The organism is Nocardioides jiangsuensis (assembly GCF_019679455.1).
Taxonomy (GTDB): Bacteria; Actinomycetota; Actinomycetes; order Propionibacteriales; family Nocardioidaceae; genus Nocardioides_C; species Nocardioides_C jiangsuensis.
On the sequence record NZ_JAIEZQ010000001.1, the window covers coordinates 645005 to 664515 of the forward strand.

14 protein-coding genes are annotated in these 19511 nt (G+C 71.0%); 9 read left to right on the forward strand and 5 right to left on the reverse strand.

All coding sequences use genetic code 11. The features are described from left to right. Positions 1–92 precede the first annotated feature (92 nt). The 3 genes from K1X13_RS03065 to K1X13_RS03075 all read left to right on the forward strand — a co-directional run bounded on the left by K1X13_RS03065 (position 93) and on the right by K1X13_RS03075 (position 6481). Positions 93–3563 carry an Ig-like domain-containing domain gene (locus K1X13_RS03065; RefSeq protein ID WP_221023553.1) on the forward strand — a complete coding sequence of 1157 codons (3471 nt, stop codon included), beginning with the start codon at positions 93–95 and terminating at the stop codon, positions 3561–3563. 9 nt (positions 3564–3572) lie between these two features. Continuing rightward, positions 3573–4187, forward strand: coding sequence for a hypothetical protein (locus tag K1X13_RS03070; RefSeq protein ID WP_221023554.1), 615 nt, complete (start codon positions 3573–3575; stop codon positions 4185–4187). A 224-nt stretch (positions 4188–4411) separates the two neighbouring features. Beyond that, complete coding sequence (locus K1X13_RS03075) at positions 4412–6481, forward strand: M36 family metallopeptidase (RefSeq protein WP_221023555.1); 2070 nt, start codon at positions 4412–4414, stop codon at positions 6479–6481. Positions 6482–6573: 92 nt separating this feature from the next. Here K1X13_RS03075 and K1X13_RS03080 read toward each other — a convergent pair whose 3' ends face one another. Then, positions 6574–7239: a hypothetical protein gene (locus K1X13_RS03080; protein ID WP_221023556.1), complete on the reverse strand. Its 666-nt coding sequence runs from the start codon at positions 7237–7239 to the stop codon at positions 6574–6576. A gap of 178 nt (positions 7240–7417) precedes the next feature. Between K1X13_RS03080 and K1X13_RS19550 the strand changes: the two genes are divergently transcribed. Both K1X13_RS19550 and K1X13_RS03090 read left to right on the forward strand, forming a co-directional pair. Next, positions 7418–9529 carry a sensor histidine kinase gene (locus tag K1X13_RS19550; RefSeq protein WP_221023557.1) on the forward strand — a complete coding sequence of 704 codons (2112 nt, stop codon included), beginning with the start codon at positions 7418–7420 and terminating at the stop codon, positions 9527–9529. Beyond that, positions 9526–10179, forward strand: a complete 654-nt coding sequence (locus K1X13_RS03090; RefSeq protein WP_221023558.1) for a response regulator — start codon at positions 9526–9528, stop codon at positions 10177–10179. The genes K1X13_RS19550 and K1X13_RS03090 overlap by 4 nt, the downstream gene beginning before the upstream one ends. A gap of 45 nt (positions 10180–10224) precedes the next feature. Here K1X13_RS03090 and malQ read toward each other — a convergent pair whose 3' ends face one another. The 4 genes from malQ to K1X13_RS03110 are packed head-to-tail and all read right to left on the reverse strand — an operon-like array spanning position 10225 to position 14862. Continuing rightward, complete coding sequence (gene malQ, locus K1X13_RS03095; RefSeq protein ID WP_221023559.1) at positions 10225–12384, reverse strand: 4-alpha-glucanotransferase; 2160 nt, start codon at positions 12382–12384, stop codon at positions 10225–10227. 25 nt (positions 12385–12409) lie between these two features. Next, on the reverse strand, positions 12410–13447 hold the full coding sequence (gene trpD / locus K1X13_RS03100) for an anthranilate phosphoribosyltransferase (protein ID WP_221023560.1): 1038 nt from the start codon (positions 13445–13447) through the stop codon (positions 12410–12412). Positions 13448–13457: 10 nt separating this feature from the next. Further along, on the reverse strand, positions 13458–13901 hold the full coding sequence (locus K1X13_RS03105; protein ID WP_221023561.1) for an Rv3143 family two-component system response regulator: 444 nt from the start codon (positions 13899–13901) through the stop codon (positions 13458–13460). 10 nt (positions 13902–13911) lie between these two features. After that, complete coding sequence (locus K1X13_RS03110; RefSeq protein ID WP_221023562.1) at positions 13912–14862, reverse strand: cytochrome c oxidase assembly protein; 951 nt, start codon at positions 14860–14862, stop codon at positions 13912–13914. An 88-nt stretch (positions 14863–14950) separates the two neighbouring features. Here K1X13_RS03110 and ctaE point away from each other — a divergent pair, with 88 nt between their 5' ends. From ctaE to qcrB, 4 genes are read left to right on the forward strand one after another with little or no spacing between them, the layout of a single operon-like run. After that, complete coding sequence (gene ctaE, locus K1X13_RS03115; protein ID WP_221023563.1) at positions 14951–15625, forward strand: aa3-type cytochrome oxidase subunit III; 675 nt, start codon at positions 14951–14953, stop codon at positions 15623–15625. A 28-nt stretch (positions 15626–15653) separates the two neighbouring features. Beyond that, positions 15654–16508 (forward strand): cytochrome bc1 complex diheme cytochrome c subunit, encoded by an 855-nt coding sequence (qcrC, locus tag K1X13_RS03120; RefSeq protein WP_221024538.1) that lies wholly within the window; start codon positions 15654–15656, stop codon positions 16506–16508. Then, the gene (qcrA, locus tag K1X13_RS03125) at positions 16505–17599 is read left to right on the forward strand and encodes a cytochrome bc1 complex Rieske iron-sulfur subunit (protein ID WP_308249363.1); all 1095 of its coding nucleotides are present in this window, start codon (positions 16505–16507) and stop codon (positions 17597–17599) included. Before qcrC ends, qcrA begins: the two co-directional genes overlap by 4 nt. Continuing rightward, on the forward strand, positions 17599–19374 hold the full coding sequence (qcrB, locus tag K1X13_RS03130; protein WP_221023564.1) for a cytochrome bc1 complex cytochrome b subunit: 1776 nt from the start codon (positions 17599–17601) through the stop codon (positions 19372–19374). The genes qcrA and qcrB overlap by 1 nt, the downstream gene beginning before the upstream one ends. Positions 19375–19511 lie beyond the last annotated feature (137 nt).

The window sequence follows — 19511 nt, forward strand, 5'->3', positions numbered from 1 at the left end:
TCAGAACGGGTCAGTCCGATTCGTTCGCCTGCGCCCCGTATGCACCCGCTCCTAGCGTGACCTTGATCTGTTTGCTCAGGTAGGGGGAACGCATGACCGGCAGCTCGAGCGCCTGGAAGCGGTGGGGAACCGCGATCGGCACCGTGATCATGATGGTGGTCGGGGTGCTGGGGGCCCCACCGGCCAGCGCCGCACTCGCGGCACCGGGCGGGTTGTCGCCCTCGACCGCAGTGTCATCGACGGCTCCGGTGCTGACCTGGAGCCGGGTCGGAGCCGCGACCACGTACGAGGTACAGGTGGACTCCACCTCGTCGTTCTCGTCGCCGCTGTTCTCGACCAGGACGACGAACCGTCGTGCGGTTCCCACCCAGATGCTGCCGGAGGGCCCGCTCTACTGGCGCGTGCGCGCGGTGAGTGCGTCGGGTGTCGCCGGGTCCTGGGCGACGCGATCGTTCACCGTCAACCCCGCCGCTGCCCCGTCGCCGCTGGCCCCCGCCAACGGAGTGCAGCTCGCCCAGCCCAACGACCCACCGCTGCTCACCTGGAGCGCCGTGCAGGGTGCCACCAAGTACGACGTCGAGGTCGACACCGAGAACGACTTCATCGGCGCGGTGTCGTACTCCACGCAGACCACCTCCTACGTCTTCCCCAACGCGCAAGAGCCCCGGACGTACTACTGGCGCGTGCGGGCGACCCGGGCCAACGGAGTGTCGACGATGTGGTCTGCCCCGAGCAGCTACACGGTCCAGCCGCTCGGTGATGTGACCACCAGGTACCCGGCCGACAACGCAGATACCTCGGTCGAGGACGTCGTCCTCGACTGGGACCCGGTTGCGGGCGCGACGAAGTACGAGGTCCGGGTCAGCACCGACCAGCAGTTCAACACGATCGTCGACACCAAGACCGTGATGAGCACGCGCTACTCGCCGCCGACCACGTACCTGAACAACCAGTACTACTGGCAGGTCCGGGCTCTGAACCCGGCCGGTCTCACCACGGGTTGGAAGGAGGTCCCGGCGACCTTCCGTCGGCACTGGCCCGACAAGCCCGCTCTTGTGTACCCGGCTGACCAGATCAGCCAGGCAGTTGCCGATGACTTCTACTACCAGTGGACACCCGTCCAGCACGCCACGCGCTACCAGCTCGACGTCGGCAACGACCCCAACTTCTCACCCGGCGAATACGTCACCTGCTACACGGCCGGGACGACCTACACCGGCGGCTACTTCAAGAATCCTGGCAACACCTGCATGCCGAGCCAGGGAGCCGTGACCTACTGGCGGGTGCGCGCCCTCGACGAGCCTGCCGGCGTCCAGGGCATCTACTCCCCGATCTACTCCTTCGTCTACGACTCGGGAAATGTTACGAAGACATCTCCGCAGAACGGAGCCGCCGTGGCGGTGCCCACCCTTGAGTGGCAGGCGTCCCGCGAGGCGGAAAAGTATCGAGTCATCCTCAAGGACGCCGCTGGCAGCAACGTCGGCGGCACGCCTGTCGACACCTACTCGTTGAGCTGGACGCCCGGTGGCACCAAGCCACTCGACCCCACGAAGGGTCCCTTCTCGTGGACGGTTCAGGCGATCGACGCGAACGGCTCGGTGTCGCCGAAGTACGGCGCGTGGACCTTCTCGATCTCTGGCGCTCCTGCCGACTCCTCAGCGGCTCCCCTGTCGCCCTTGACCGGCGTGGCCGGAGAATCTCCCACCACCCGCTTCCCGGAACTTCGCTGGGAACCGCTCGACGGCGCCGCCTACTACAAAGTCAACATCGGGCGGAGCGGAGCCGGCTACTGGTTCGAGACCAGCTACTCGCCCATCCTGAGCCAGTCGTTTCCCTACAACGCGGCAACCGACACCGGAAAGGCGTTGCTGTCACCGGGGTCCTACGACTGGCAGGTTCGGGCGTTCGACGCCCAAGGTGGGTCGCTGGGCTACGGTGCGATGGGAACCTTCCGGATCGCTGACCTCGCTGCGGTACGCGGTCAGCAGATCGCGATCAACGGCACCAGCCTCGACGCAGGCACCTCGTGTGACGCCGTCCTCGACGACCCCGGGACGTCGATCGACATCTGCACCGGTGTGCCGACCACCCCGGTCCTCGACTGGGATCCGGTGCCTGGGGCATCGCACTACATGATCTACCTCGCCCAGGACCGCGAGTTCACGAACATGGTGTACACCTCCATCCCGGAGACCACCAACACCCGGTGGACCCCGAACTGGAACTCCTCACCCAGGGCGCTGCCGGACAGCCAGGCGGGCAAGGCGTACTACTGGTTCGTCCGCCCGTGCAAGGCCGTCAACGTCTGCGCTCCCGACCCGATCTCGACCAACGAAGCGGCGACGCACGCCTTCGACAAGAAGTCACCGGCGGTCGAGCTGGGCTCACCGGCGAACCTCGGCTCCGCGGAGGACGACGTGACGTTCACCTGGGAGGACTACCTCACCACCAACACCGCCGCGACCTACGCCGCCAGCGGTGAGAAGAGCACCCAGACCGCGCAGCAGTACCGGATCCAGGTGTCCACGTCGAAGACCTTCAGCCCGCTGCTGGAGAACAGGCTGGTGGACCAGCCGACGTACACGCCGTTCGACAAGACCTACCCCGAAGGAGAGCTCTTCTGGCGGGTCCAGGCCGTCGACGGCGCCAACAACGGCCTGACCTGGTCCGAGACGCGGAGCTTCACCAAGGCCAGTCCTCGACCGGCTCCCCGTTCCCCGATGAACGGGACCGTGACCGCTGGGGTCAGCCCCTTCCGGTGGCAGGCACCCGACTTCGCCGGCAGCTACAAGCTCGAGGTCTACACCGACAAGACGCTCTCGCTGACGAACCGCATGCTGGCCACCACGAGCAAGCAGGCGGCCTACTCCGCCACCAGTCCGTTGAAGGCGTCGAGCACGCCCTACTACTGGCGGGTCCAGCGCTTGGACGCGACCGGCAAGCCCGGCCTCTGGTCCGCGGTAGGTCAGTTCTACTCGCGGGGCACAAGCCCCACGCTGGTCGCACCCAGTCACGGCACGTACGTGAGCCCGAGGGACCCGATGTTCACCTGGGGCGCCGTCACCGGCGCGGTCTCCTACCGGTTCGAGCGGAGAGCAGCCGGCTCGACCTCGAACAGCGAGACCATCACGACAGCCGGTCTGGCATGGGCGCCGACCAGCGCCATCCCCAACGGCACCTGGGAGTGGCGGGTCACGGCGTACGACGTCGGCCGGAACCTCCTGGGCGCAAGCTCCTGGCGGACCTTCTACGTCGACGCCGTGGCGCCGCGGGTGGTCTCCAAGTCGCCGACGAGGACCGCCTCGCGCACGGTGAACTTCGTGGCGAAGTTCAGCGAGCCGGTGCGCAACGTGAGCCGCTCGACGATGAAGCTCTACGTCCAGGGTCGCGAGGACGCCCAGACCGCCCAGGTGACGCTGAGCTCCGACGGCAAGACGGCAACGCTGAACCCGAAGTACAACCTGCGCGCAGGGAAGTACTACACGGTCAAGCTCTCTTCAGCCATCACCGACAGACGTGGCAACCGCCTGGCGGCCACCGCGTGGAAGGTGCGCGCCAAGTAGCCTTCGGGCATGAACTGGCTCGACCTACTCGGTTGGGCAGGATCCGCGCTGCTGATCTACTCGATCATGCAAGCGCGGGTCCTGCGCTTCCGGGTCCTCAACCTGATCGCCTGTCTCGTCCTCGTCGTCTTCAACGGCCTCCTCGGCATCTGGCCGATGGTCGCGATGAACGTGGTCCTCTCCGCGATCAACCTCTGGTTCATCCGGCAGCTGATCTCCGACCGGCACGACGCCGCGGCGTTCACGGTGCTCGAGGTGGGACCCAACGACGAGTACCTCCGGCACGTGCTGCGGGTGCACGGCCCGGACATCTTGAGGTTCCAGCCGGACTTCCTCTGGGACGGCGCGGCGCCGGACCGCTCGGCGTACCTCGTCCAGCGCGGCGACGAGACCGTCGGCGTGGTCCTGATCCGCGACGCGGGCGACGGGGTGGCCCAGGTCGAGCTCGACTACGTGACGCCGCGGTTCCGGGACTTCTCCCCCGGCGAGTTCGTGTGGCGGCAGAGCGGCGTCCTCAAGGACGACGGGTTCCGTCGGGTTGTCACCCCCTCGGGCATGGTCGCTCCGTACTACGACAAGGTCGGTTTTCATCGTGAGGACGACGTGTTCGTCCTCGACCTGTGACCGACGCTTCGCAATTCGTCGGGGAGACTCCCCGTAATTGCTGACATCTTGCGCCGCTCCGCATAAGTTGAAGACTCCTAACAACCCGCGTGGAGGACCACATGTCGGCAGCACGCCGCCGTAGGAGCCACAACGTTCGACGGGCGACCGGAGCTGCCACCGCAGCGGTCGTCGCGATCGGACTCGTCTCCTTCGCACCCACGGCACAGGGCCAGGAGCGCCCGGTGCCCACCGCCAACCAGAGCTCCGAGATCCACCGCCAGGGCGGCAAGCCGCTCTTCGCGAAGTCCGACGGCAGCGCCGTCGGCCTCGTCCGGGCCTACCTGAAGAGTCAGGGCCTCGGCCGGGAGACCGCCACGTCGGTCCAGGCCAGCGGCGCGCTGTGGAAGACCCGCGGCGTCGGCCACCTCCGGATGAGCCAGTACGTCGACGGGCTCCGCGTCCACGACACCTACGCCAAGGCCGCGTTCAACGCCTCCGGCAAGCTCGTCGACCTCGTCGAGAACATCGCCGCCGTGCCCCAGGGCGGGCCGAAGGCGGCCTCGGTCGACAGCGCCGACGCGCTCCGCGCCGCGGTCTCCGCGCTCTACCCGAACCGCTCGGCCGACACCCGCGAGACCGGGAGCGCCGGCAACACCACGAGCTTCGCGAAGGGCGGCTTCCACGCCGCCCCGACCGTCGAGCGGGTCGCGGTGCCGACCTCGGACGGCGGCATGGCCGTCGGCTACGTGGTGACCACGTGGACGACCGACGACAACGAGCTCTACGAGACCCTGGTCAGCGGTGACGGCGACGTCGTCGAGAGCGTGCTCCGCACCGCCGAGGACGGCTACAACGTCTTCCCGGTCGACCCGGACACCACCCCGCAGCAGATGGTCGCGGGCCCCGGCACCGGCAACGCCGCGTCGCCGCAGGGTTGGCTCGCCGGCGGGCAGTACTCCCGCGACATCAACGGCAACAACGCGCACGCCTACCTCGACACCGTCGAGGACAACGCACCCGACGCCCCGGGCACGCCGGTCACCAACGGGAACTTCTCCGCGGTCGCCGACCTGACCAAGCAGCCCGACACCGGCGCCAACCCCGACGTGGCGGTGCAGAACCTCTTCTACCTCAACAACGTCATCCACGACACGCTCTACGCGGCGGGCTTCGACGAGGTGGCGGGCAACTTCCAGCAGAACAACTTCGGGAACGGCGGGCGCGGCAGCGACCCGGTCGCCGCCGAGGCGCAGGACGGCGGGGGCACCGACAACGCCAACTTCGCCACCCCGCGCGACGGCCAGGACCCGCGGATGCAGATGTACCTGTGGAACGCCCCGGTCACCCACAGGGTCGTCCTCGGCACCGCCGAGTACGACGCCACCGGCGCCACCTGGGGCAAGACGCTCGACGGCACCGGCATGACCGGCTTCCTCGAGGTCGCCAACGACGGCACCGGGACCACCTCGGACGCCTGCGAGACCCTGGCCGGCAGCACGTACGCCGGCAAGCTCGTGATCGCCGACCGCGGCGCCTGCAACTTCACGGTCAAGGCCAAGAACGTCCAGGTCGCCGGCGGCGCGGGCATCATCGTCGCCAACAACGACGGCACCGCACCGTTCACGATGGGTGGCGACGACACCACCGTCACCATCCCCGGCGTCATGGTCAGCCAGGCCGACGGCACCACGCTCAAGGCCGCCAAGGGCCAGTCGGCGACGATCAAGCTGATCACGCCGAAGCCGCTGATGCGTGACGGCGACGTCGACTCCGACATCGTCTGGCACGAGTACGGCCACGGCCTCACCTGGCGCATGATCGGCCGGATGGACGGCCCGATGGCCGGCGCGATCGGCGAGGGCATGAGCGACGTGCTCTCCCTCATCGCCAACGAGGACGACCGCGTCGGCGAGTACTCCGTCGGCGACGGCCTCGGCATCCGCCGCTACGCCTACGACGACTACCCGCTCAGCTACGCGGACATGACCAGCGGCGAGGTGCACAACGACGGCGAGGCGTACGGCGCCATCGGCTGGCAACTGCTCGAGAGCTACGAGGCCGCCGGGATCGACAAGAGCGTCCTGCTCGGCGACCTGGTCGACGGCATGAACTACACGCCGGCCAAGCCCACCTACGAGATGATGCGCGACGGCATCCTCGCCGGTCTCGACAACTCCGGCGGCAACGCCCGCGCCTGCCTGGTGTGGGACGCCTTCGCCGAGTACGGCGTCGGGGTCGGCGCCCAGGCCACGGTCCGTGGCTCGCGCGTGACGATCAGCGAGTCCACCACGGTCCCGGCCAGCTGCGCCTAGGACCCAGCAACACCGCATGACGACGGTGGCCGGCCTCTCCTCGAGGCCGGCCACCGTCGTCGTTTCCCAACTCACAGGCGGGGCTGACGGCGTCAGGGTCGGCCGACGCGCTCCCCGGCTCGGGGCATCACCAGCGCGGGCCGTGCGGCGATGACCAACCCCAGCGTCGCGTAGCCCACCAGCAGGTGGGTGGCCCCGACGACGTCACCGATCCCCGGACCGAAGATCCCCATCACCGGGATGCAGACCACCGCCCAGCTCTCGGCCACGAGCGGCCACAGCCGGGCCGCCCCGCGCCAGCGGCCCGCCACGGCGACCTTGATACCGATGACGAACATGCCGAGCATCGACAACGGCCAGAACACGTCGAGCACGGTGAGCCAGACCTCGTCCCGCGCCGCGGGCACGAGCCCGTGCACCAGGCTCCAGACCATGGCCAGCGACAGCAGCACCCGCTCGACCTTGAGCATCGCCACCGCCTTCCGGGAGACGCCGGTGGCCCGGGTGCGCAGCTGGAGCTGCACCAGGGACAGCACGCCGAGCTGGAAGGCGAAGCCGGTCAGGTCCGTGACCTTGATGCCGACCTCGGTCTCGGGCTGGAAGCCGTAGGCGAAGTTCGCCACCGACCAGGTGACGGCGCCGGCGGTCAGGCCCAGGGCCAGCCCGCGGGCCCCGCCCTCGGTGACCGGCGGCGCGGACGGCGTGTCGGTTCCGTAGCCGTCGGTGCGAGCCGGAGCGGACGTGGTGGAGATGTTCATGGCGGTGCTTCCTCCTGGTCGTGAGCGGTGCCGTTCACCGCATGCCAGAAGCCTCGGCGGGACGCGTCCCGGGCCACCAGGGCGCCGCGTCCCGACCTGTGTCACCTCTGCTGTCCCAGGCCGGTCGGGACTCCGGTCCTAGGGACACCGGGACGCTTCGTACGGCACGCTTCTCGATGTGACGACGTCGACGCTGCGCCCGCGCCCGGGACCGGTGCTCCTGCTGCTCGCCGCGGCCGCCACGGCGCTCGCGGCGATGCTCGACCTGCGGGTGCCCGGCGCGCACCGCGCCGCGGTCGCGATCGAGCCCGGCTGGACCGGCGGCCTGCCCGGCCTGGCCCTTGCCGGGGCGGGCGCCGCGGTCCTGGCCCAGGACCGCCGGCACACGCTCGGCTGGGTGCTCGGCGTCTTCGGGGTGTGGTGGGCCGTCGACGGGCTCGCCGCGTCCTGGCTGACGTACGCGACCCTGTCCGACCCTCCGCTCGCGGGCGCGTCGGTGTCGTTCTGGGTCTACCAGCGCCTCGGCGCCGGGCTGCTCCTCGTGCTGCCGCTCGTGCTGGTGCTCTACCCCGACGGCCGACTGCCCGTCGGCCGCTGGCGGGCGCTCGCCCTCGTCGGGCTGGTCGCCACCTCGCTGCTCCCCCTCACCCTGGTCGCCGCCCCCGCGGACGTGGCCCAGCCGGCCTCCGGGGCCGGCGCCCTGCCCGCGGCGTTCGGCTCGCTCGACCTCGACATGGTCACCCTTCCCCTGCCCGACGCCGCGTGGTCGGTGCTGCTCCGGGTCTCCTACCTGGCGCTCGCGCTGAGCCTGCTGGCGCCGTTCGCGGTCGTGGTCCGGGAGTACCGGCTCGCCACCGGCCTGCGCCGCACCCGGATGCGCTGGCTGCTCTGGGCCGCGGTCGTCGACGTGCTGCTCATGCTCACGATCCGGCTGCTGCCCGGCAACGTCGGCTCCGTGGGGCTGGTCGTGGCGGTGGTCGTCACCGCCGGCTCGGTCGCGGTCGGCATCACCCGCCCCGACCTCGTCGACGTCGACCGGCTGCTCGGCGGCACCCTGCTGTACGGCGCCCTCCTGGTCGCCGCGTTCGTCCTCGACCTGCTCATCCTCGGCGCGGCCGGACGTCTCCTCGGCGGACGCCTCAGCGACGACCAGGCCCTCGTGCTCGCGGTCTTCCTGGTCACCGCGGTCTACGCGCCGCTGCGGCACCGGGTGTGGCGGGCGGTCCGCCGATGGGTCCTCGGCGAGCGCGACGACCCCTACCGGGTCGTGGCGGTCCTCGCGGAGCGGCTCGAGGACTCCCCCGCCTCCGACGTGCAGCTGCTCGAGGTGGCGCGGGCGGTGGCGCAGGCGTTCCGGACGCCGTACGTCGGCGTCGAGATCCGGCAGGTCGGCGGGGAGCTGCTCGTCGCCGAGCACGGCGACCGTCCCGCCGACACCCGCGCCCTGCCGATCGCCTACCGGGGCGAGCAGATCGGCCGGCTGCTGCTCCCCCGCGACGGCGGACGCGGCTCCCGGCTCAGCGCCTCCGACGAGCGGCTGCTCGCCGACGTCGTGCGCCAGGCCGCCGCCGCGACCCGGGCCGGGCAGCTCGCCGCCGAGCTCCAGCGCGGCCGCGAGCGGATGGTCGCCGCCGTCGAGGACGAGCGCCGCCGGCTCCGCCGCGACCTGCACGACGGGCTCGGGCCCACCCTCGCCGCGGTCGCCTCCCGGATCGACACCGCCCGGATCACCGCCGCCCGGTCGCCCGAGGAGTCCGACCGAATGCTCGCGCTGGCCCGCGACGAGGTCGGCGGCATGCTCACCGAGCTGCGCCGTCTGGTGCACGGGCTGCGCCCCCCGGCGCTCGACGACGTGGGGCTCGTCCGCGCGATCCGCCAGCAGACCGAGCGGCTCCGCGCCCCCGGCCTCACCGTGCGGGTCGAGGCACCCGACGACCTCGGCGCGCTGCCCGCGGCCGTGGAGGTCGCGGCCTACCGGATCGTCTCCGAGGCGCTGACCAACGTGGTCCGGCACGCCCGCGCGACGCACGGCATCGTCCGGATCGCCCGGGACCCGGCCCGGCCGTGCCTCGTGGTGGAGGTGCTCGACGACGGCGTCGGCATCGCGCCCGGCACCAGCGCCGGGGTCGGCCTGGTCTCCCTCCGGGAGCGAGCCGCAGAGCTCGGCGGGCGGTGCGAGGTAACCGCCGGCGACCCGACCGGCACGAAGGTCCACGCCGAGCTCCCGCTCGCCCCTACACTCACCGAACCCGTACTCACCGGGGCCGGGACGGAAGGCGGACTCGCATGACCCACGAGCCGATCGGCGTGCTCGTCGTCGACGACCACCCGGTCTTCCGCGAGGGGTTCGCGGCGCTGCTCGCCAGCATCGACGAGGTGCGGGTGGTCGGCACCGCCGCCACCGGGGTCGAGGCGCTCGGTGCGGTCGAGCGGCTCGCGCCGCAGGTCGTGGTGATGGACGTGCAGATGCCGGAGATGGACGGCATCGAGGCCACCCGGCGCCTCGTCGCGGAGCACCCCCACGTCGGGGTGGTCGTGCTGACCATGTCCGAGGAGGACGGCACGGTCTTCGACGCGGTCCGCGCCGGCGCGCGCGGCTACCTGCTCAAGGGCGCCGAGCCGGCCGAGGTGGTGCGGGCGATCAGCACGGTGGCCGCCGGCGGCGTGGTCTTCGGGGCGGTGCTGGCCGGGCGCATCGCGGAGTTCTTCGCCCGCGCCCCCGAGCCGTCGGCCACGACGGCGTTCCCGACGCTGACCGCCCGCGAGCGCGAGGTGCTCGACCTGGTCGCGGCCGGCCTGAGCAACGCCCAGATCGCGGCCCGGCTGTTCCTGTCCCAGAAGACGGTGCGCAACCACGTGCACGCGGTGCTCACCAAGCTCCAGGCCGCGGACCGCGCCGAGGCGATCGTCCGCGCCCGCGACGCGGGGCTCGGCCGCTAGCCTCCGCCGACCGCGCGACAGGGCGCGACGGCCGGACCGCCCGGGTCAGTCGGCGCGGCGCCGTACGACGTCGGCCAGCGACGCCGCACGGGCGGAGCCCATCACGTCCTCGAGCATCAGCAGCCGGCCGTCCGGGCCGGACAGCGGCACCCGCCAGTTGGGGTACTCGTTGGTGGTGCCGGGCTGGTTCTGGGTCCGCCGGTCCCCCACCGCGTCCACGAGCGCGACGCTCAGCAGCCGCGCCGGGGTGAGGGTGAGGTACTCGTGCAGCGCCCGCACGGTCGCCTCGATGTCGTCCGTCCCGGCCGCTGCCGACGCGGGCAGCAGGCCACGGTCGCTCACCTCGGCCAGCCAGGCGGCGCGCTCGGCCTCGTCGGTGGCCATCTCCTCGGCGACCGGCCGGGTCAGCAGCCCGAGCTCGTCGCGCAGCCGGACGTGGTCGCCGGCGAGGTAGCCCGCGCTGGGCGGCAGGTCGTGGGTGGTCACCGACGCCAGGCACAGCTCACGCCAGCGCTCCGCGGGCAGCGGCTTGCCGTCCTCGCCCTTCTCGAACCACAGGATCGAGGTGCCGAGGATCCCGTGCGCCTTCAGGTAGTCGCGGGCCGACGGCTCGACCACGCCGAGGTCCTCGCCCACCACGACCGCGCCCGCGCGGTGCGCCTCGAGGGCGAGGATGCCGATCAGCGCGGTGTGGTCGTAGCGCACGTAGGTGCCCTCGCGCGGGGTCGCCGCGGCCGGCACCCACCAGAGCCGGAAGAGCCCGATGATGTGGTCGACCCGGACCCCGCCGGCGTAGCGCAGCAGCCCGCCGATCAGCTCGCGGAACGGTGCGTAGCCGACCTCCTGGAGCCGGTCGGGCCGCCACGGCGGCTGCCCCCAGTCCTGGCCGATCTGGTTGTAGGCGTCCGGCGGCGCACCGACCTGCATGCCGGCGGCATAGACGTCCTGGAGCCGCCACACGTCGGCGCCGCCGGGGTGCACGCCGACCGCGAGGTCGTGCATCACCCCGAGCCTCATCCCGGCGGCGACGGCCTTGGCCTGCGCGAGCTGGAGCTGCTCGTCGACCACCCACTGCAGCCACATGTGGAACTCCACCACGTCCGCGTGCTCGCGAGCGAAGGCTGCGACCTCCGCGGTGGCCGGGTGCCGCAGCGGCTCGGGCCAGGCCCGGAAGTCGTTGCCGTGCACCTCGGCCAGCGCGCTCCAGGTGGCGAACCCGGTAAGGCTCTCCCCCTCGCGGCGGCGGAAGGCGCGGAAGTCGGCCTCGCGGCCGGCGGTGCGTGAAACCCCGTGCACCAGCTTCAGCGCGGACCGCTTCGCGGTCCAGGAGGCGTTCCGGTCGATCACGTCGGTGCCGTCGACCTCCCGGCGCAGGCCGGCGAGCAGCTCCTGCACCGCGGCCCGGTCACGGGCGGACAGGTCGGCGTACTCGGGGATCCGCTCGACCCGCAGGTAGAGGGGGTTGAAGAACCGGCGCGAGGCCGGGAGGTACGGCGACGGCTCCATCGGCGCGAGCGGCTCACCGGCGTGCAGCGGGTTGACCAGCAGGTAGTCCGCACCGAGCTCGGAGCCCGACCACACGGCGAGGTCGGTCAGGTCGGCGAGGTCGCCGACGCCCCACGACTGCCGCGACCGGACGCTGTAGAGCTGGGCGGCCAGGCCCCAGGAGGGTCCCTCGCCCATCCGCTCGGGCAGACCCAGCCAGCGCGGGGTGACGACCAGCGCGCAGGACGCCGTCCGGGCACCGGCGCGGGCGTGGATCGTGTGGTAGCCCAGCGGCAGGTCCTCGGGGAGCCGGAACGACGCCTCGCCGACGAGCGTGCCGTCGACGTCGCGGGGCTGCTCCCAGTTGTCGACCTGCGAGAGGCCGGCCCGGGTGCCGCCGGACTCGAGCTCGACCCACACCTCCACCGGCGTGCCGTGCGGCACGTGCACCGGGAACGACGTGCCGGCGCCCTGCTCGGTGACCACGCACGGCGGCAGGGTGCGCCGCCACGAGGCGCCCGCCTCGGCCGCCAGGGCGCGGGCGGCGGCCTCCGGGGTGGACGCGTCGACGTCCATCGCGGCGAGCACGCCGACGATCGTCTCCTCCGGCACCGAGACGTGGTTGCCCCGCCAGTCCCAGTAGTCGGTGGCGACCCCGTAGGCCTGGGCGAGTGCGAGCAGCTGGTCGCTGAGTCCTGTCACGGGCACATCCTTGCGCATGCCACGTGCGGGAAGACGCGCCCCGTCACTGCGACGCGCTGACCGCGACCCACAGGTCGAGGGTCCGCTGGGCGCTCCCGGAGTCGATCGACTCGTTCGCCCGGGCGATCCCGGCGGCCAGGCGCTCGAGCAGGGTGCCGGGCTCGGCGGCGTGCACCGCGAGGGCGGCCCCGGCGTTGAGCACCACGGCGTCGCGGACCTGCCCGTGCTCGCCGGCCACCACCCGCCGTACGACGTCGGCGTTGTAGGCCGCGTCGCGGCCCCGCAGGCCCTCGGCGGTCCCGCGGGCGATGCCGAGGTCGGCCGGGTCGAGCGTGTGCTCCTCGACCTCGCCGCCGGACACCGCCCAGATCCGGGAGGTCGTCGTGGTGGTCAGCTCGTCGAGCCCGTCGTCGCCGCGGAAGACCCACGCGTCGACGCCGCGGTTGGCGAAGACATGGGCCATCACCGGCGCCATCGCGAGGTCCGCGCAGCCGATCGCCTGCGCCTCGGGCTTGGCCGGGTGGGCCAGCGGGCCGAGGAAGTTGAAGGTGGTGCCCACCCCGAGCTCGCGGCGCGGCACGGCGGCGTTCCGCAGCGCGGGGTGGAAGGCGGCCGCGAAGCAGAAGGTGATGCCGGCCTCCTCACCCACGCGCGCCACCGTGGTGGCGGGCAGGTCGAGCCGCACCCCGAGCGCCTCGAGCACGTCGGCACTGCCGGACGTGGAGGAGGCGGAGCGGCTGCCGTGCTTGACCACGGGTACCCCGGCGCCCGCCGCGACGATCGCGGCCATCGTGGAGATGTTCACCGACATCGACCGGTCGCCGCCGGTGCCGACGATGTCGAGCACCCGCCCGGTCACGGTGAGCGGCGTCGCCCGGGCGTACATCGCGGCGATCAGGCCCTCGACCTCGTCGACGGTCTCGCCCTTGGCGCGCAGGGCGACCGCGAACCCGGCGATCTGGGCCGGCGTCGCCTCGCCGGCCAGGATCTCGCCCATCGCCCACGCCGTCTGGTCACCGCTCAGGTCGCGGTGCGCGATCAGCGCGGAGAGGACCTCGGGCCAGGAGTGCTGCTGTGACATGCGGCTGGGGTCAGTGCGCCGAGGCGGTCGACGCCGACGCGACGCGCGGGCGGAGCAGGCGGGTCACGGCCTCGGCAAGCTGGATCGGGTCGATCGGGTGCGGTACGGCGGCCTCCGCGCGTGACCACGTCGCCAGCCACGCGTCCTGCGGGCGACCGGTGAGCACGAGCACCGGCGGGCACCGGAAGATCTCGTCCTTCATCTGCTTCGCGATGCCCATCCCGCCGGCGGGCACGGCCTCGCCGTCGAGGATCGCGAGGTCGATGACGCCGGAGTCCATCTGCTGCACGACGACCGGCTCGGTGGCCACCTCGACGTACTCCACGGGGGGCAGGTCCGGGTGCGGGCGCTTGCCGAGCGCGAGGATCACCTGCTCGCGCGTGTGGGCGTCGTCGCTGTAGACGAGGACCTTCAACGGCTTGTCCGCGGCATGGGGCTTGGTGGCGTCGGTCACGCGCCCGATGCTACCGGTCGCCGTCCGCCTCGGGCTTCGGGGGCGCGCTCGACGAGCCGCCCCCGGAGCCGAGCCGCTCGAGCCGGTCGAGGCGGCGGTCCTCCCGCTGCGCCTCCCGCATCGACGAGCGCACCCACTGCACGAACAGCACCGCGAAGAAGGTGAGCCCGACAAGGTCGCCCGAGCCCCACAGGATCCCGCCCGCGAGGTGCTGGTCGTCCGCGGGGTCGGGCAGCCACGCCATCGGCAGCGAGCGGTACCAGTCCCCCGCGATCAGCTCCTCCTGGCCCATGATCGTCACGCCCAGGAAGGCGTGGAAGGGCAGCGTGAGGAAGATCAGCAGCAGCCGGAACGGGAACGCCACGCGCCCCGGGACGGGATCCACGCCGACCAGCGGCCAGAAGAACAGCGACCCGACCAGCACCAGGTGGACGTGCATCATCTCGTGCACGAACTCCGACCGCAGCGAGGCGTCGTACCAGCCGGAGAAGTAGAGCGCCCACGGGCTGACCACGAACAGCAGGAACGTCAGCGGCGCGAACGACAGCACCGCGACCGGCCGCGAGTGCAGCAGCGCCAGCAGCCAGCCGCGCGGCCGGGGCGGCAGCGTGCGCAGCATCAGCGTCACCGGGGCGCCGAGAGCCAGGAACAGCGGCACCATCATCGACAGCACCATGTGCTGGACCATGTGCACGCTCAGCAGCACCGTGTCGTACGCCGCGATCCCCGACGACGTGATCACGTAGAAGCTGCCCATGCCGAGCACCACGAAGCTCAGCGTGCGGCCCACCGGCCACGTGTCCCCCCGGCGCCGGAGCACCCACACGCCGTACAGGTAGAGCCCGGTGACCCACACCGAGACCACGAACAGGAAGGGGTCGACGCCCCACTCGGAGAGGACGGAGGCGGCGGAGAACGGGGGCAGGTCGGAGAGGCTCTCCGCGCTGGTGAGGGCTCGCACGCGTCCAGATTAGGCGCGCCCTACGCCCATCCCTCAGGGCCCCGGCAGCGAATGTGAAGTAGATGACTGCCTTGGGAGAGGGGGTCGGATGTCCACGGCATCTGGTTACAGACATAATGTGCGGGTGGCGACAGCAACTGTGATTCCTGCATCCCGTCTGCACGGGCACCATGACCGCCCCAGCATGGTCAGCGTCGGAACGATCGTCTGGCTCTCCAGTGAGCTGATGTTCTTCGCGGCGCTGTTCGCGTGCTACTTCACGATCCGGGCGGTGTCCCCGGAGCTGTGGGCGCAAGAGACCGAAAAGCTGAACATCCCGTTCTCGACGGTCAACACCACGATCCTGGTGCTGTCCTCGCTGACGTGCCAGCTCGGTGTCTTCGCGGCCGAGCGCGGGCAGGTCGGCCGCTCCGGCGGCGTCCTGAACATGAAGGGCTGGGGTCTTCGCGAGTGGTTCGTGCTCACCTACATCATGGGCGCGATCTTCGTGGGCGGTCAGGCGCTCGAGTACGCCGAGCTGATCCACGAGGGCGTGACCATCCCCTCCTCGGCGTACGGCTCGGTCTTCTACCTGACCACCGGCTTCCACGGACTCCACGTCACGGGTGGGCTCATCGCCTTCCTGCTGGTGCTGGGCCGTACCTTCGTGGCCCGCAAGTTCACCCACGAGCAGGCCGTCAGCGCCATCGTCGTGTCGTACTACTGGCACTTCGTCGATGTCGTCTGGATCGGCCTCTTCGCGACCATCTACCTGATCAAGTAGCGACGGATTCGAGGACTCTTTCGTGCGCATGCTTTCCGCTCGACTCTCCAGCAGACGTCGCAGCCCCCTCGCCGGGGTCGTCGTACTCCTGCTCGGCCTCCTGGTCACCGGGGGCGCCTACGCCCTGCTGTCGCCGGCAACCGCCCAGGACTCCGCCGCGGGTGACGAGGCGCTCGTCTCCCAGGGCCGCGAGCTGTTCCTCGTCGGCTGTGCCTCCTGCCACGGCAAGAACGCCGAGGGCATCGTGACCCAGGACGGCACCCAGTACGGTCCGTCGCTGGTCGGCGTCGGCGCCGCCGCGGTCGACTTCCAGGTCAGCACCGGTCGGATGCCGATGGCCCAGCCGGGTGTCCAGGCCCCGCGCAAGGACCGCCTCTACAACGAGGAGGAGACCCGCCAGCTCGCGGCCTACGTCGCCTCCCTGGGCCCCGGCCCGGCGATCCCCACCGCGGAGCAGTACGACCCCGAGACGATCCCCGAGGAGGAGCGCGAGGAGGCCATCGTCCGCGGTGGCGAGTTCTTCCGCACCAACTGCACGGCGTGCCACAACTTCGCCGGCTCCGGCGGCGCCCTGCCCGGCGGCAAGTACGCCCCGACGCTGATCGGCGTCGAGCCGAAGCACGTCTACGAGGCCATGCTCACCGGCCCGCAGCAGATGCCGGTGTTCTCCGACGACGTGCTCAAGCCGGAGGAGAAGCGCGACGTGATCGCCTACCTCCAGGCCAACGAGGAGACGCCCAACTACGGCGGCTCCGCGCTCGGCTCGTACGGCCCCGTTTCCGAAGGTATGTTTGCCTGGTTGGCTGGCATCGGTGTCCTCGTCGGCTTCGCCGTCTGGATCGCCGCCCACTCGACCCGATCCAAGAAGGGTGTCCAGCAGTGAGCGACCGCGGTAACCCCAACGACTCGATGCCGGTCCCCGGCAACGAGGACGCGGCGGCGCACCAGCACACTCCCGCGGTCCACGGCGACCCGATCGCCGACCCCGGTCTCCCGCCGCACCATCCCCGCCCGACGGACGTCGAAGAGCACGCCGAGCGCCGCGCCGAGAAGCAGGTGGCCACGATGTTCGGCCTCTCGGCCGTCTTCGCCCTGCTGTTCTGCGTCGCCTACTTCGCCCTCTCCGTGGGCGAGGAGACCGACGTCTGGCTGGGCATGGGCGCCTCCAACCTCGCCCTCGGCGTGACGCTCGGAATGGCGTTGCTGCTCATCGGCATCGGCGCGATCCAGTGGGCGCGCAAGCTGATGTCCGACACCGAGATCATCGAGATGCGGCACCCCGTCGCCTCCTCCCAGGAGGACCGCGAGGCCGCCCTCACCGCGCTCGGCCAGGGCGCCGAGGACTCCGGCATCGGCCGGCGTCCGCTGATCCGCAACTCCCTGCTCGGGGCGGTCGCGATGCTGGGTCTCCCGGCCATCGTCGCCCTGCGCGACCTCGGCCCGCTCCCCGGTGACGCGCTCGAGCACACCGTGTGGAAGAAGGGCATGCGGATCGTCAACGACGTGTCCGGCGCCCCGATCAAGCCCGACGAGGTCGAGATCGGCCAGCTGATCAACGCCGAGCCCGCCGTCTTCTTCGCCACCGACGAGGAGGGCGAGCCCGTCTACGAGGGTCACGAGCTGCAGGCCGCGAAGGCCAAGGCCGCCGTGATCCTGGTCCGTATGCAGCCGAGGGACATCACGCCGTCCGCCGGCCGCGAGAACTGGGGTGTCGAGGGCATCCTGTGCTTCTCCAAGATCTGCACCCACGTGGGCTGCCCGATCTCGCTGTGGGAGCAGCAGAGCCACCACCTGCTCTGCCCCTGCCACCAGTCCACATTCGACCTCGGGGACAACGGCAAGGTGATCTTCGGACCCGCTGCCCGTTCGCTCCCCCAGCTTCCGATGGGTCTCGACCAGGAGGGCTACCTCGTCGCACTCAGCGACTTCGAGGAGCCGGTCGGCCCCAGCTACTGGGAACGTGGTGACCGTTGATGGCTATCGCAACGAACGGCAAGCAGGCCGCCAAGGCCGAGAAGCCGAGCAAGATCGGCGGTGCCGCCACCTGGGCGGACGACCGTCTCGGGCTCGCCACCATCGCGAAGAAGCAGATCAGGAAGGTCTTCCCGGACCACTGGTCCTTCATGCTCGGCGAGATCGCGCTGTGGAGCTTCGTCGTACTGCTCCTCACCGGTGTCTTCCTCACGCTCTGGTTCAAGCCGAGCATGGCCGAGGTCACCTACATGGGCTCCTACGACCAGCTGCGCGGGCTGCACATGTCCGAGGCGTACGCCTCGACGCTGGAGATCTCCTTCGACGTGCGCGGCGGTCTGCTGATGCGGCAGATGCACCACTGGTCGGCGATGCTCTTCATCGCGGCGATGTTCGTGCACATGATGCGCGTGTTCTTCACCGGCGCGTTCCGCAAGCCCCGTGAGCTGAACTGGGTCATCGGCGGCCTGCTGCTGATGCTCGGCATCCTCGAGGGCTTCGCGGGCTACTCGCTGCCCGACGACCTGCTCTCCGGCACCGGTCTCCGCATCGCGGACGGCCTGATGAAGTCGGTCCCGGTCCTCGGCACCTACGTGTCCTTCTTCGCCTTCGGCGGGGAGTTCCCGGGCGACGACATCATCCCCCGTCTCTACACCGTGCACGTGCTGCTGATCCCCGGCCTGCTGCTCGCCCTCATCGGCGCGCACATGCTGCTGCTCGTCTACCACAAGCACACCCAGTGGGCGGGCCCCGGCCGCACCGAGGAGAACGTCGTCGGCTTCCCGATGATGCCGGTGTACGCCGCGAAGGCCGGCGGCTTCTTCTTCATCGTCTTCGGCGTGACCGCCCTCATGGGTGGCCTCATGCAGATCAACCCGGTGTGGCGCTTCGGCCCCTACAACCCGGCCGAGGTGACCGCGGGCTCGCAGCCCGACTGGTACATGGGCGTCGCCGAGGGTCTGCTCCGGATCATGCCGGGCTGGGAGACCGAGCTCTTCGGGTTCACGCTCTCCTGGAACGTCTTCATCCCCGGCGTCGTCGCGCCCGGCATCATCTTCGGTCTGGTGCTGGCCTACCCGTTCATCGAGGCCTGGATCACCGGCGACAAGCGGGAGCACCACCTGCTCCAGCGTCCGCGCAACGCTCCGAACCGGACCGCGTTCATGGTCGCGATGATGACCCTCTACGGCCTGCTCTGGGCCGCCGGCGGCAACGACATCCTCGCGGTCGTGTTCAACCTGAACCTGAACTACATCACGTACTTCATGCGGGTCGCGGTCTTCGTCGGACCGGTCATCGCGTTCATCCTCGCGCGTCGCTGGGCGATCTCGCTCCAGCGTCACGACCAGGAGGCGCTGCTGCACGGCTACGAGACGGGCGTCATCATGCGCTCCCCCGAGGGCGCGTACTCCGAGCGTCACCTGCCGATCGACCCGGCGCGGGCCTACACGCTCACCGCGCGTGACCGCGACCAGGTCTACGCCCTCCCCTCGGGCGAGGACGAGAACGGCGTCAAGGCGCCCGGCACCCGCCGGAACCGTCTCCGCGCGAAGCTGTCGCACTACTGGTTCGCGCACAACGTCCAGAAGCCGACCCGCGAGGAGCTCGAGGAGGCCAGGGAGCACGCCGAGCACGAGCTCGCGATGCACTCCGGCGGTCACCAGCACATGCCCGCTGGTGACTACCTCGGCGACCACGAGCTCGACGGCCACCCGGCCGACGGCCACCAGTTCGACGGCCGGCACGACGTACACGGTGAGGAGCTCCGCAAGCACTGAGCTCGCGCAGCACCACAGCCTGAGAGAGGGCCCCGTCCGCACCCGCGGCCGGGGCCCTTTCGCTGACCCGCCGCACGCTGCCTCGCTATCCCCGCTCCCCCGGGAACGGCCCGTCCGGCGACAGGGAGGCACGACAC